Origin of the sequence: Arthrobacter sp. 08Y14 (assembly GCF_002929455.1) — a bacterium.
GTDB lineage: Bacteria > Actinomycetota > Actinomycetes > Actinomycetales > Micrococcaceae > Arthrobacter_B > Arthrobacter_B sunyaminii.
In genome coordinates, this window is the sequence record NZ_PJIX01000003.1 from 22,604 (window position 1) to 36,045 (window position 13,442).

The window sequence follows — 13,442 nt, forward strand, 5'->3', positions numbered from 1 at the left end:
CTCCCTAATTTAGCGGGCGGATGAGGCCCAGCGAATCTCCGCGCGCGACTGCGGCACCAGGGTCTAGCTCGGCGCGGGTGAAGGTGCCGGCGCGGTCGGCGCGCACGGTGCTCTCCATTTTCATCGCCTCCAGCACGGCCACGGGATCGCCCTCGGCCAGCTGAGCGTCGTCGTCGGCCAACCACTTCACCAGATTCCCGGCCATCGGCGAAGGCAGCGCGCCGTCGCCGTCACCGTCCCCGGCAGCGACGGACGGTGCCGGAGCACCGGCAGCAGCACCGCCGGCGCGCAGCGCGTTCAGCAGCGCCGCGGGCACTCCGACGGCCACGGCACGGCCGTCGACGTCGATGGTGATGGTTTCGCGCTCAGCGCCCGGGAGCGAGGCTGCAATTTCGGGGGATGCCGCCAGCGGCTCGGCGAATTCAGACTCGATCCACGCGGTGTAAACGCCCAGCTGATCGTCGCGGGTGAACGCCGCGGAACGGACCACGGCCCGGTGGAACGGAATCACCGTGGGCAGCCCGCGGATCACCAGTTCATCGAGGGCCGCCCGGGCACGGCGCAGCGCCTGCGGCCGGTCCTCGCCCCAGACAATCAGCTTGGCCATCAGCGAGTCATACTCCGCAGGGACCAAGGACCCGGAGCGCACGCCCGAATCCATCCGGATGCCGGGGCCGGTGGGCGGTTCGAACGCTTCCACCGTGCCCGGGCCGGGCAGGAAGCCGCGGGCCGGATCCTCGGCGTTGAGCCGGAACTCAAAGGCATGCCCGTGCGGTACCGGGTCCTCGGTGATGGACAGCGGCAGCCCGTCGGCAATCCGGAACTGCTCCCGGACCAGATCCACACCGGTGGTTTCCTCGGTGACCGGATGCTCCACCTGCAGCCGGGTGTTGACCTCCAGGAAGCTGATCAGCCCGTCCGGGGAGACCAGGTATTCCACCGTTCCGGCGCCGGTATAGCCGGCCTCGCGGCAGATCGCCTTGGCCGAGGCATGGATGGTGGCACGCTGCTCTTCGGTCAGGAACGGAGCCGGTGCTTCCTCCACTAGTTTCTGGTTCCGGCGCTGCAGCGAGCAGTCGCGGGTGCCCACGACAACCACGTTGCCGTGCGTATCGGCCAGCACCTGCGCCTCCACATGCCGGGGCTTGTCCAGGAAGCGTTCGGCAAAGCACTCACCGCGGCCAAACGCGGACACCGCCTCGCGGACGGCGGACTCGAAGGCGTCCTCGACATCCTCCATCCTCCGGGCAATCTTCATGCCGCGGCCGCCGCCGCCAAAGGCCGCCTTGATCGCCACCGGCAGGCCGTGCTCTTCGGCGAAGGCGCGGACCTGTTCGGCGCTTTCGGCAGGTCCTTCGGTACCCGGCACCAGCGGCGCCCCTGCGCGGACGGCGATTTCGCGGGCGGTGACCTTGTTGCCCAGGTCGCGAATGGCCTGCGGTGACGGGCCGATCCAGGTCAGTCCGGCGTCGAGCACTGCCTGCGCAAAGTCCGCGTTCTCGGACAAGAAACCATAGCCGGGGTGGACGGCGCCGGCTCCGGCCAGCTGCGCTGCCTCGATCAGCTTGGGAATGGACAGGTAAGTGTCCGCGGAGGCGGAACCGTGCAGCGGAAGGGCTTCGTCGGCGATCCGCACGTGCAGGGCATCGGCGTCGGGGTCCGAGTACACGGCGGCGGACGCGATGCCGGCATCAGCGCAGGCACGGGCCACACGCACGGCAATTTCGCCGCGGTTGGCGATCAGGACCTTCTTCATGGGGTTCCTTCCGTAAACAGCCCGGAAACCGCGCTGGGGGAGAGCGGCGCCAAGGTGTCGGCGTTGACAAAGACAAAGCGGACGGGGTGCCCCGGCGGCAGCTGCGCGGCAACAGGGACGTCCTGGGGCACGACGGCGGCAATCACCGGATAGCCGCCGGTCACCGGATGGTCGGCGAGAAACAGCACGGGAAGGCCCGACGGCGGGACCTGCAGTGAGCCGGCCACCACGCCTTCGCTGGGCAGCTCACCGTCCCGGATCCGTTCCAGCGGCCGGGCGGCCGTGTCCTCCGGGTCGGTTTCCAGACGGACGCCAATCCGGTTGGACTCATTGGTGGTGTACCAGGTGTGGCCGGTCAGTGCATCGGCGGCGTCGGGGCCGAACCAGTCCTGCCGGGGGCCGGCGGTGATGCGCAGCTCTGCGGGCACGTTGCCGCTGCCGAGCAGACCGGGGCCGGTGCCGTCCGGCAGGGACGACGGTTCGGGTCCACCCACGGGGGAAACGCCGGATCCGCCGGTGACCTTGCCGATCGGAAGCCGGGTTCCGGCGGTCAACGGTGCCGGGCCGATGCCGCTCATGGAATCGGTGCTGCGGCTGCCCAGGACGGGTTCCACCGCGATGCCGCCGCGGACCGCCAGGTAGGAGCGGACTCCGCGGAACGGGGTGCCTAGGGCGAGGGTTTCGCCGTCGAGCAGCGCGAACGGTTCGTTCAGTGGAGCGGGGCGGTCCCGGTCTCCGTTCGGGGAGACAACGGCGGCGAGGATTTCAGCGCCGGCCAGGGCCAGGACTGTGTCCCCGTGCGCGCTGAGTTCGAGGCCGCCGAAGAGGTTCTCGATCACCGCGGCTTCCGCCGGGTTGCCGACGAGCCGGTTGGCCTGCCGGGCGGACCGGACATCGGCGGCGCCTGCGGCTGAAACGCCGAGGTCCGCGTAGCCGGGGCGGCCCAAATCCTGGATGAGGGACTGCAAGCCGGGGGAGCGGATTTCCAGGGCGGAGCCGCCGTGATGCTCCGTGCTGTCATTGTCGGCTGTATCAGGCGCTGCCGCGGGCGCCGTCGTCGTGATCAGTTCGCGGACGGCCTGGAAGATGACCTTGTCGCCGGGACGGATGAGGGCGGGATCTTCGCGGTGGAGGTCCCACATGTCTGCGTTGGTGCGGCCGATCAGCTGCCAGCCGCCGGGGGATTCGCGCGGATATACGGCGGAGTATTCGCCGGCCAGAGCCACCGAGCCCGCAGGCACCGCGGTGCGCGGGCTGTTGCGCCGCGGCACGTTCAGGACCGGGTCGCCGCCGGTGAGATAGGTGAATCCGGGGGCGAAGCCGCCGAAGCCGCCGAGCCAGGAACTGCCGGCGTGGGCCTTGACCACTGCCACTTCGGAGAGGCCGGTGAGCCGGGCCACCTCGGCGAGGTCAGCGCCGTCGTACACCGTGTTTATGGTGACCGTGCGGGCTTCCGGAGTTTCAGCGTGGGTGAGATCCAGGGACCGAAGGCGGGCCGCGGCAGCGGTGGTCTCACGTCGTCCGGCGAACCGGACCAGCACGGTGGCCGCAGCGGCGAGGACGTCGACCTGCCCGGGCAACGGAACCGCCTTGAGCTGGGCATGCAGGGCGGTGACGTCAGCGAGCGACGCCAGTTCAACCAACAGGGCGCGGGTGCCCGCCGGCCGGATGCCGATGACGGGCGAGGACGTCATACGAAGCTCTGGATGGTGACGCCGGCGTTTTCCAGGGCGGTCCGGACCTCCTTCGCCATGGCGACGGCGCCGGAAGTGTCGCCGTGGACGCAGATGGAGGCGGCGTCCATCGGAATGTCCGTGCCGTCCACCGCGGTGATGATGCCTTCGGTGGCGAGGCGGATCATATTGGCGGCAACCCGGTCCGTGTCGTGGATGACGGCGTTGTCCTCGCGCCGCGACACCAGGGTTCCGTCCGGGTTGTAATTGCGGTCGGCAAAGGCTTCGGCAACACCGCGCAGTCCGGCGTCGGCAGCCTTGCCCAGGGCAACGGCACCGGGCAGCAGCAGCACGGGCAGGTCCTTGTCGAAGGCGCGGACGGCGTCAATGACGGCCTGCGCGTGGACCTCGTGGTGGACGATCGTGTTGTAGAGCGCGCCGTGCGGCTTCACATATTTGATCTCGGAACCGGCGGCCCGGGCCATGGCCTGCAGGGCGCCGAGCTGGTAGAGGACGTCATCGAACAATTCGGTGTAGGAGCAGTCCAGGAAGCGGCGGCCGAACCCGGCCAGATCCCGGTAAGCCACGTGCGCGCCGATGGTGACTCCGGCGGCAACGGCGTCGCGGCAGGTCTGCGCGATGGTGGACGGGTCTCCGGCGTGGAAGCCGCAGGCCACATTCGCGCTGGAAACGGATTCGAAGATGGCGGCGTCGTCGCCCATCTTCCAGTTGCCGAAGGACTCTCCGACATCGCTGTTCAGATCAATGACCGGCATGCTGGCCTCCGTGCTGCTGCTGGGAGTTGATATCCCTACAGTGTGCGCGATCACGTTAGATTGTTCAACAATCAGGGACGGTTTGTTGCGTCACCAGGCCGGTAAGGCCGTCGAGAATGATGCGCAGCCCCACCCCGAACTCTGCACCGAAGCTGTAGTTAGGCTGCATGGCGCGGTCCATCGCCATTTCCGCCAGGTAGGGCAACTCGTCGGCCGGAATGGCGCGGGCCATGGCGTTCACGATCTGCGGATCTGCGTCGGGGACGCCGACCGGCAGGCCGGCCTCCTGCAGTGCGAAACCGTAGATGTAGCTGTCCAGCAGGGCATAGGCGTGACCGGCCGCGTCCAGCGAGAAACCCGCCCGGCGCAGCACGCCCAGTGTGGCATCGTGGTGGCGCAGGTTGGCGGCGCCCGGCTTTGTGCGCGTCTCCATCAGACCCACCGCCCACGGGTGGCGGGACAGTGCGGTCCGCATGCCGTGGGCGCGGGCCTCCATGGCCGCACGCCATCCGCCGGGCGTTTCGGAGGGCACCTGCACCTCGTCAAAGACCAAGTCGATCAGCCCGTCCAGGATGTCTTCCTTGTTGGCCACGTGGTGGTAGAGCGACATCGGCTGCACCGACAGTTCCGTGGCCAGGGAGCGCATGGTCAGCGAGCCGAGTCCGCCGTCGTCGGCAATGCGGGCGGCCGTCTGCAGTACCCGTTCGCGGGTCAGCGGCTGACGGGGGTGGGCGGAAGCGTTTGTGGAAGTCATTGCGGGCAGTCTACCGCTGCCTTACTTTGTAAGGTACGGTCCATCTTACTTTGTAAGGCTGATGTGTTTCAGAAGTTCCGCGAAAGGAACCGCCATGTCCCGCACGTCACGCACCACCCATAACGCCCAACCGTCCGCTCCGTCCGGTTCATCGTCGGCCGTTTCGCCAGCAGTTCCGCCGCTCGCCGGCCTGCCGGCTGCAGCACCCGCCGTGCTGCAGACAGGTTACGGCGGTCCGGAGGTCCTGCGCCTGTCCGAGCACCCGCTTCCTCACTTGGAGGACACAGAGGTTTTGGTGCAGGTGCGTGCCGCCGGGCTGGCCCGTGGAACCTGGCACATGATGACTGGCAAACCGTATCTGCTTCGCGCGGCCGTCGGGTTGCGCCGGCCTCGGCAGCCGGTCATGGGCCACAACCTCGCCGGCACGGTGGCCGCCGTCGGTGCCGCCGTCACTCGTTTCCGCGTCGGGGATGAGGCGTATGGAATCGGGCGGGGCTCCTTTGCCGGCTTCTCCGCCGCCCCCGAGGAGAAGCTGGCGCCAAAGCCCGCCGGTCTGGACTTCGTGCAGGCGGCAGTGGTCCCGCTGTCAGGACTGACTGCGCTGCAGGCCCTGGACGCAGCCGGGGTGACCGCGGGGATGAAGGTCCTGGTGCTGGGAGCGGCCGGCGGCGTCGGCAGTTTTGCAGTGCAGATGGCCCGGGCGGCCGGGGCCGAGGTGACCGGGGCGTGCAGTGCCGGCAAAGCGGAGTTTGTCCGGTCGCTTGGTGCCGCGGGGATTATTGACTATGCGCGGGAGGATTTCGCCGCCGCCGGGTCCCGGTTTGACGCGGTTATCGACGTCGGCGGCAATCCGTCCCCGGCCCGCCTGCGCCGCGCACTGGTGCCCGGCGGCACGGCAGTGCTTGCCGGCGGGGAGGGAGGCAACCGGCTGACCGGGGCCATCTTCGAGCGGCAGGCCGGCGGTGCGGTCCTGTCGCTTTTCGGCAACCGCCGGCTGAAGGGACTGATGTGCCGGGAGAACGGCAAAGACCTCGAGCGCATCACCGCCATGACCGAGGCAGGCACGGTCGTGCCGCGCATCGACAGCCGGTATCGGCTGGCCGACGTCGCCGAGGCGATGCGGCGGCTGGAATCCGGCCAGGTGTGCGGCAGCGTCGTTCTGGTCCCGTGAGGTTGCTGCCGATGGGGGCCGGGTGAGTCCCTCCGTTTTGGGCAAGTTCGACCGTTTTGGGTTCTTGCTGCCACTGCGCATCGGCAGCAGAAACCCAAAGTGGCAGCGGAAATCCAAAACGGCAGCCGAATGACGACGACGGCGGATCCCAAGTGGGGTCCGCCGTCGTTACTTCCGTGGGTAAAGAGCTAGTCCATCCGCTCCAGGACGAACACCGGGATTTCACGGTCCGTTTTCGCCTGGTAATCCGCGTACGGAGGATAGGCCGCCACGGCCCGTTCCCACCACAGCGCCTTCTCTTCGCCGGTGACTTCGCGGGCCTTCATGTCCCACTTCTGCGGTCCGTCCTGCAGCTCGACATGCGGGTTGGCCAGGATGTTGAAGTACCAGACGGGGTGCTTGGGTGCGCCGCCCAGGGAGGCAACGACGGCGTAATCGCCGTCGTGCTCCACCCGCATCAGCGGTGTTTTCCGCAGCTTTCCGGACTTGGCGCCGACCGTGGTTAGGAGAACCACCGGCCGGCCGCCGAGGGTGGTGCCCTCGGTTCCGCCGGAACTTTCAATCAACTCCGCCTGTTCGCGGGCTCGCTTGCTGGCACTGGGGGCATATTCACCGGTAAGAGGCATGGGCAACAGTCAACCCGTTAGCCGGGCCCAGGTCCAGTTCAGTCCAGTCCTCCGCGAAGCCCCCGTGGGTTGACCGCTCCGGTTCGTCAACCCAGACTTTGGAATGGACACGGCCGCGAGAAATCCAGGAGGCGTGGGCGGCGATGACAACACCACTAAATGCCCTACCCCAGGTCGGAGCCCCTGCAACCAGGGCGCTGGATGCTGCAGGATATTCATCGCTCCGGGGCCTGGCCGGGGTTCCGCGCAAGGAGCTGGCAGCTCTGCATGGTCTGGGGCCAAAGGCGCTGGACCTTATTGAGCGGGCCCTTGCCGAGCACGGACTCGAACTCGGCTGAGCTGTTGGCCGCCGTACCCACGGTGTCCCATATGCCATGATGACCATGTCCGGCGTGGCCAGTTCCGGTGCGACGGCGTACAACACATCACTCGGGGGGGGAAACAATGCGGCTACACCATGTGCAGGTCTCGATACCCAAGGGCGGGGAAGAGCAGGCGCGCAGCTTCTACGGAGAGGCGCTTGGTATGACCGAGGTGCCCAAGCCTCCATCCCTGGCCGGACGCGGCGGGTGCTGGTTCCGGGCCTTCGAAGGCGAGACCGTGGTGGCAGAAATCCATCTGGGCGTCGATACGCCGTTTGTTCCCGCCAAGAAGGCTCACCCGGCACTGGTTATGGCGTCACCCGAGGAACTTGAAGTCCTCGGCGCCCGGATTGAGTCGGCGAGGTTCGAGGTGTCCTGGGAAGAACGGCACACTTTCGAGGGCTACGAGCGGTTCCACTGCCGGGATCCGTTCAACAACAGGGTGGAAGTGCTTTCGCCGTTGGGGGAGTAACTCCACGCTGGGTCTTGCCACTTCGGGGCTGGTTCTCGCCTTCGATAGCGTCCGCTTCGGCCTTCAGGGCGGCGACCTGAAAGAATGGAGTGATGTCCTGCAGCCGTGCCTGCCGGGCATCTGATGCGCAACACAGTCTCACGCCCTCGAAATGGAGCTCCACCACATGTCATCCGATTCAACTGCCGCCCAGATCTTCGGGACTTCACCGGAAAACCGTGTCACGGTCTACGGGGCGCAGGACCGCCCGGAGGTTGCTCCGTTCCTGCCCGCCCAGGCGTACTTGGCCGAAGCCGGTTCGCGGAACCCTGCCGACGTCGTCGTGCTGTTTGCGGGCACCGCAGCTGACCTGGCGCATGACCTGTCCGGTGCCGCGGCCGCCGTGGAACCCGGCGGCGTGCTGTGGGTCTGCTATCCCTCGGCCGTGGCGGAAAATGGGGAGCGCGACCTCAACCGGGACACCGTGGCTTCCCTGCTGGCGGACAACGGCTGGGAACCGCTGGCTGATGCCGCAGTGGGCGAGAAGTGGTCCGCAGTGCGAGGGCAGCCCACGGCGAAGTAGGTAGCCCAAAGCGGGGACTTAATCACGCCCTTTCCGGGGAATCGTGCAATGAGGCTCGGTTCCCCGGGACTCGGGTTACGGACGCCGGCTAAGCGAAATTGATTCCGCCGTCGATCAGTACGGTCTGTCCGGTCATGTGATCCGAATCAGGGCCGGACAGGAACGACACCAGCTTGGCAACGTCCTCCGGGACGGAGACCCGCCCGGCAAGGATGCCGTCCACCTGGCGCTCCAGCGCGCTGCCGCGGGGAGTGCCCTCGAGCGTGGTGAGACGCTCGTCGATGAGGTCCCACATGGCCGTGCCCACGACACCGGGCGCATAGGCATTGACGGTGATCTTATGCTTCGCGAATTCCATGGCCGCCGCTTGGGTCAGCCCTCTGACTGCCCACTTCGTGGCTGAGTAGGAGGCAAGGAGGGGGAAGGGCCGATAGGCAACTATCGATGCTGCTCCGATAATTTTGCCGCTGCTTTTCTGGGCGATGAACTGCCGAGCTGCTGCTTGGTAGCAGTAGAAGACGCCCTTGATATTAACGTCGAGCATGCGGTCCAACGCGGCGGGCTCGACATCAAGAATGGGATCAACTTGGGCGATCCCCGCGTTGGCGACGAACACATGCAGGTCGCCAAGTGCGGTGGTGCCTTCGGCCACGAAGCGGGCCACATCATCGGGGTTCGAAACGTCGCCGAATACGCCGACGGCGTCCCTGCCCCGCTGCTGGACTGCGTCGATGACGCTATTGACATTGTCTTTCGCCTCGGGGACGTCGGCCACGATGATATCGAAACCGTCATCGGCCAGACGTTCTGCGATAGCCCGGCCGATTCCCCTGCCGGCTCCGGTGATGAGTGCAGTGCTGCGCTGGTTCTGAGTAACCACAATTGCTCCTTTGCTGGCCCGGGGTGCACCCGGTTGGCGTCGTTGCCGTGCCCAGTCTTCGCAACGTTGCAGGATTCAGTAAAGAGTGAACGCCGATCTGCAGGGAGCAACCGCCAAAAAGTGTGCGCTGCACCCAGTGTCCGGTGACCGCCACCGGACACGCTGTCGTGTGGCTGCGGTCTGTTACGCCAGCCGCGGCAAGCAGGATGTTGCGTTCGCATAAACATTCCAAAATCCCTTGTCCAGACGCGGTCAGAGTGGAATTGTTGGCTCAGCCCGCAAATAGGTGACGGTTGCTTTGGTCACGGGGCGCTACAGCGTTGTATCCGTCCGATCCAGTCCTGCGGCTCATGGGTGGGGCCTTCCGCCGTTTCCCGCGGGGCCATGCCAACACCGCGGGGCCGGATCCTTTTTCAAAGGCTCAACAATGACTCGAATGAAGCACCTTTCGACCCTCTTTCTAGCCATCGGACTAGCAGCCGGCATGTCTGCCTGCGCTCCGGCCGGATCCAACAACGCCTCGGAAGACGGGGACGCCACCGAATGCAACGTGGGGATCTCCATGCCCACGCGCAGCCTGGAACGCTGGATCAACGACGGCGAGGGGCTGGAGGAAAAACTCAAAGCCAGGGGCTGCACCGTTGACCTGCAGTACGCAGAGGACAAGACCGATCAGCAGATCAGCCAGATCCAGAACCAGGTGGCCGGCGGCGCCAAGATCCTCGTGGTGGCGGCCATCGACGGCAAGACCCTCGGCCCGACCCTGGAAAGCGCCAAGGACCAGGACGTCACCGTCATTGCCTATGACCGCCTGATCAACGGCACCGACGCGGTGGACTACTACGCCACGTTCGACAACTACCAGGTGGGCCAGCTGCAGGGCGAGTTCATTGAGGAGGAACTGGGCCTGGCCAACGGCGAGGGTCCGTACAACCTGGAGCCCTTCGCCGGCAGCCCGGATGACAACAACGCCTCCTTCTTCTTCTCCGGCGCCTGGGACGTGCTGCTTCCATACGTGGAAAGCGGCCAGCTGGTGGTGCCCTCGGGCAAGTCGCCGGCGGACAATGATGCCTGGACCTCCATCGGCATCCTGGGATGGAAGTCCGCGGACGCCCAGTCGGAAATGGATAACCGCCTGCAGTCCTTCTACACCGGCGGTGACAAGGTCGACGTCGTGCTCTCGCCCAATGACAGCCTGGCGCTGGGCATCGAATCCTCGCTCCTGGCCGCCGGCTACACGCCCGGCACCGACTGGCCGCTGATCACCGGACAGGACGCCGACGCCGCCAATATCAAGGCGCTGCTCAACGACCAGCAGGCCATGACCGTCTGGAAGGACACCCGTGAACTGGGAGCCCAGGTGGACACCATGATCGCCTCCCTCGTGGCCGGAGAGGATCCGGAAGTGAATGACACCGAGACCTACGACAACGAGGTGAAGGTGGTCCCCACCTACATCCTGGAGCCGCAGGTAGTGGTCAAGGATGACGTGCAGGGAACGCTGGTGGACTCCGGCTATGTCTCTGCGGATGAGGTTGGGCTCTAAACAGCCCCGGTCATTGACCGGGAGCGGGGCGGCCGGTCCGCGTCCCGCTCCCGGTTCTCCACTTCTGCAGCGAAATGAGAACGGCATGAATGACGTCATCCTCTCCATGGACGGCATTGTGAAGGAGTTCAACGGCATCAAAGCGCTCGACGGCGTTTCGGTGGACATTGAGCGCGGCGGGGTTCACGCCATCTGCGGCGAAAACGGCGCCGGCAAGTCCACCCTCATGAAGGTGCTCAGCGGCGTGTATCCGCACGGCAGTTTCGAGGGCACCATCACGCTGGAGGGCGCGCCGGTGTCCTATTCAACGATCAATGACAGCGAGCGGGACGGGATCGTGATCATCCACCAGGAGCTGGCGCTCAGCCCGTTCCTGTCCATTGCGGAAAACATCTTCCTGGGCAACGAAGTCTCCCGCGGCGGCGTGATCGACTGGAACGAAACCAACCTGCGGGCCGCGGCCCTGCTGGAGCGCGTGGGGCTGGACGAAAGCCCGGCCACCAAAATCCTCGAGCTCGGCGTGGGCAAGCAGCAGCTGGTGGAAATCGCCAAGGCCCTGTCCAAGGAAGTGAAAATCCTGATCCTGGATGAGCCGACGGCGGCACTGAACGACGGCGACTCCGCGCACCTGCTGGGGCTGATTAACCAGCTCCGCGAACAGGGCATCACCTCGATCATCATTTCCCACAAGCTCAACGAGATCCGGGCCATTGCGGACATCGTCACGGTCATCCGCGACGGACAAACCATCGACACGTTCCCCGTCGAGGACACCGACGACATTGAAACCCGCATCATCCGGGCCATGGTGGGCCGGCCGCTGGACAGCCAGTTTCCGGACCGGGAGCCGGACATCGGCGCGGAGAAATTCCGGGTCGAGGACTGGACGGTGCACCACCCCGTGGACACGGACCGCGTCGTCGTTGAATCCGCCTCCTTCAACGTCCACGCCGGAGAAATTGTGGGCTTTGCCGGGCTGATGGGCGCCGGCCGCACCGAGCTGGCCATGAGCATCTTCGGCCGCTCCTGGGGCTCCGGAATTTCCGGCCGCGTATATAAGGACGGAACTGAAATACAGACCCGCACGGTGGGCGAAGCCATCCGCAACGGCCTGGCGTACGTCAGCGAGGACCGCAAACGGTACGGGCTGAACCTCATCGGCAGCGTCACCGTCAACGTCTCCGCAGCGGCGCTGCGCAAGCTGGCAAAGCTGGGGATCATCGACCGCAACCGCGAGTACGGGGTGGCCGATGATTACCGCCAGCGGATGAACATCAAGACGCCCAACGTGTCCTCCCTGGTGGGGAACCTGTCCGGCGGCAACCAGCAGAAAGTCGTGCTCAGCAAATGGATCTATTCCGGTCCCGACGTGCTGATCCTCGACGAGCCGACGCGCGGCATCGACGTCGGCGCCAAATTTGAAATCTACGGAATCATCAACGAGATGGCGGCACAGGGCAAAGCCGTCATCGTCATTTCCAGCGAGCTGCCGGAGCTGATCGGACTCGCCGACCGCATCTACACGATCGCCGAAGGCAGGCTCACGGCCGAGGTGCCCCGCGCCGAAGCCACCCAGGAAGAACTGATGCGCCACATGACCGCCGCCCGGAACCAAGGAGCACAAGCCTCGTGACCACCACTACTCCAGAACAGGCGAAGGCCCCGCTCCCGCCGAACCCCAAGACCTCAAAGCGGCGGATGCGGGTGGACCTGCGGCAGTACGGGATCCTCGCCGCGCTCGTCGTCATCATTGTGCTGTTCCAGATCCTCACCGAGGGACGGCTGCTCTATCCCGGCAACGTGTCCAACCTGATCCAGCAGAACGCGTATGTGCTGATCCTGGCCATCGGCATGGTCATGGTGATCATTGCCGGGCACATCGATCTTTCCGTCGGATCCGTGGTGGCCGTGGTTGGCGGCGTGGCGGCGCTGTCCATGAACGACTGGGGCCTGCCCTGGTGGGGCGCCGTTGCCCTGGCCCTCGTCGTCGGCGCCCTGATCGGAGCCTGGCAGGGTTTCTGGGTGGCGTTTGTGGGCATACCGGCGTTTATAGTGACCCTGGCCGGGATGCTGATCTTCCGCGGCGTGGCCCTGGTGCTGCTGTCCGGCGGAACCGTCAGCGGCCTGCCGCGCCCATATGTGGCGATCGGCTCCGGGACCCTGCCCACCACCGGCACCCCGGACCTGATCACGCTGGGCATCGGCGCGGTGGCGTCCATTGCGGTGATTGCGCAGCAGCTCAAGAGCCGCCGGGACCTGCAGCGGCTCGGACTGCCCCGGGAGCAGGCCGCGTCCTTCTGGTTCAAGATCGGCGTGGCCGTGGTGGCCATCATGTACCTGTGCTATCTGCTGGCCTACAACCGCGGCACACCGATCATCCTGGTCATCCTGGCCGTGCTGGTGCTGGCGTACTCCTTCCTGCTGACCCGCACCGTGTTTGGCCGGCACATCTACGCCATGGGCGGGAACCTGAATGCGGCCATGATGTCCGGCGTGAAGACACAGTGGGTGAACTTCTTCATCTTCGTGAACATGGGTTTCCTGGCCGGGCTGGCCGGCGTGGTGAGCACCGCGCGGGCCGGGGGAGCGGTGGCCTCGGCCGGCGCCGGCTATGAGCTGGATGCCATAGCCGCCGTGTTCATCGGCGGTGCGTCGGTCCAGGGCGGCGTGGGCACCGTGATCGGCGCGGTGATCGGCGGCCTGGTGATGGGCGTGCTGAACCAGGGCCTGTCCATCCTGTCCGTGGACGCCGCCTGGCAGCAGATCATCAAGGGCCTGGTGCTGCTGCTGGCGGTGGCGTTTGGGTTCAGTCGGCGGAAGAGTGCGCGCTAGGCGCCGCAGCTTCAGAACGACGGCGGCGGCCG

13 protein-coding genes are annotated in these 13,442 nt (G+C 66.3%); 7 read left to right on the top strand and 6 right to left on the bottom strand.

Annotated elements, in window-relative coordinates; all coding sequences use genetic code 11:
- Nucleotides 1-4: 4 nt before the first annotated feature.
- The 4 genes from CXR03_RS12605 to CXR03_RS12620 all read right to left on the bottom strand — a co-directional run bounded on the left by CXR03_RS12605 (nt 5) and on the right by CXR03_RS12620 (nt 4,959).
- On the bottom strand, nt 5-1,756 hold the full coding sequence (locus CXR03_RS12605; protein WP_104104154.1) for a biotin carboxylase N-terminal domain-containing protein: 1,752 nt from the start codon (nt 1,754-1,756) through the stop codon (nt 5-7).
- Nucleotides 1,753-3,450 carry a 5-oxoprolinase/urea amidolyase family protein gene (locus CXR03_RS12610; protein WP_104104155.1) on the bottom strand — a complete coding sequence of 566 codons (1,698 nt, stop codon included), beginning with the start codon at nt 3,448-3,450 and terminating at the stop codon, nt 1,753-1,755. Before CXR03_RS12610 ends, CXR03_RS12605 begins: the two co-directional genes overlap by 4 nt.
- Complete coding sequence (locus CXR03_RS12615) at nt 3,447-4,205, bottom strand: LamB/YcsF family protein (RefSeq protein ID WP_104104156.1); 759 nt, start codon at nt 4,203-4,205, stop codon at nt 3,447-3,449. Before CXR03_RS12615 ends, CXR03_RS12610 begins: the two co-directional genes overlap by 4 nt.
- Before the next feature lie 64 nt (nt 4,206-4,269).
- A complete protein-coding gene (locus CXR03_RS12620; RefSeq protein ID WP_104104157.1) occupies nt 4,270-4,959 on the bottom strand; it encodes a TetR/AcrR family transcriptional regulator in 690 nt (229 codons plus the stop codon).
- A gap of 94 nt (nt 4,960-5,053) precedes the next feature.
- On the opposite strand from CXR03_RS12620, the gene CXR03_RS12625 reads away from it, so the two are divergent.
- A complete protein-coding gene (locus tag CXR03_RS12625; protein WP_104104158.1) occupies nt 5,054-6,130 on the top strand; it encodes an NAD(P)-dependent alcohol dehydrogenase in 1,077 nt (358 codons plus the stop codon).
- Nucleotides 6,131-6,318: 188 nt separating this feature from the next.
- On the opposite strand, the gene CXR03_RS12630 is transcribed toward CXR03_RS12625, so the two are convergent.
- Nucleotides 6,319-6,756, bottom strand: coding sequence for a nitroreductase family deazaflavin-dependent oxidoreductase (locus CXR03_RS12630; RefSeq protein WP_104104159.1), 438 nt, complete (start codon nt 6,754-6,756; stop codon nt 6,319-6,321).
- 143 nt (nt 6,757-6,899) lie between these two features.
- On the opposite strand from CXR03_RS12630, the gene CXR03_RS12635 reads away from it, so the two are divergent.
- The 3 genes from CXR03_RS12635 to CXR03_RS12645 all read left to right on the top strand — a co-directional run bounded on the left by CXR03_RS12635 (nt 6,900) and on the right by CXR03_RS12645 (nt 8,152).
- Nucleotides 6,900-7,094, top strand: coding sequence for a DNA-binding protein (locus CXR03_RS12635; RefSeq protein WP_104054917.1), 195 nt, complete (start codon nt 6,900-6,902; stop codon nt 7,092-7,094).
- Nucleotides 7,095-7,215: 121 nt separating this feature from the next.
- Nucleotides 7,216-7,590, top strand: coding sequence for a VOC family protein (locus CXR03_RS12640; protein ID WP_308470581.1), 375 nt, complete (start codon nt 7,216-7,218; stop codon nt 7,588-7,590).
- 166 nt (nt 7,591-7,756) lie between these two features.
- The gene (locus CXR03_RS12645) at nt 7,757-8,152 is read left to right on the top strand and encodes a hypothetical protein (protein WP_104104161.1); all 396 of its coding nucleotides are present in this window, start codon (nt 7,757-7,759) and stop codon (nt 8,150-8,152) included.
- Between the two features lie 88 nt (nt 8,153-8,240).
- On the opposite strand, the gene CXR03_RS12650 is transcribed toward CXR03_RS12645, so the two are convergent.
- A complete protein-coding gene (locus CXR03_RS12650; RefSeq protein WP_104104162.1) occupies nt 8,241-9,032 on the bottom strand; it encodes an acetoin reductase in 792 nt (263 codons plus the stop codon).
- 436 nt (nt 9,033-9,468) lie between these two features.
- On the opposite strand from CXR03_RS12650, the gene chvE reads away from it, so the two are divergent.
- The 3 genes from chvE to mmsB all read left to right on the top strand — a co-directional run bounded on the left by chvE (nt 9,469) and on the right by mmsB (nt 13,410).
- Entirely contained in the window at nt 9,469-10,578 is a 1,110-nt protein-coding gene (gene chvE, locus CXR03_RS12655; protein ID WP_181034588.1) for a multiple monosaccharide ABC transporter substrate-binding protein, read from the top strand.
- 85 nt (nt 10,579-10,663) lie between these two features.
- A complete protein-coding gene (mmsA, locus tag CXR03_RS12660) occupies nt 10,664-12,211 on the top strand; it encodes a multiple monosaccharide ABC transporter ATP-binding protein (RefSeq protein ID WP_104104164.1) in 1,548 nt (515 codons plus the stop codon).
- Nucleotides 12,212-12,276: 65 nt separating this feature from the next.
- Entirely contained in the window at nt 12,277-13,410 is a 1,134-nt protein-coding gene (gene mmsB, locus CXR03_RS12665) for a multiple monosaccharide ABC transporter permease (RefSeq protein WP_104104644.1), read from the top strand.
- Nucleotides 13,411-13,442: the final 32 nt, after the last annotated feature.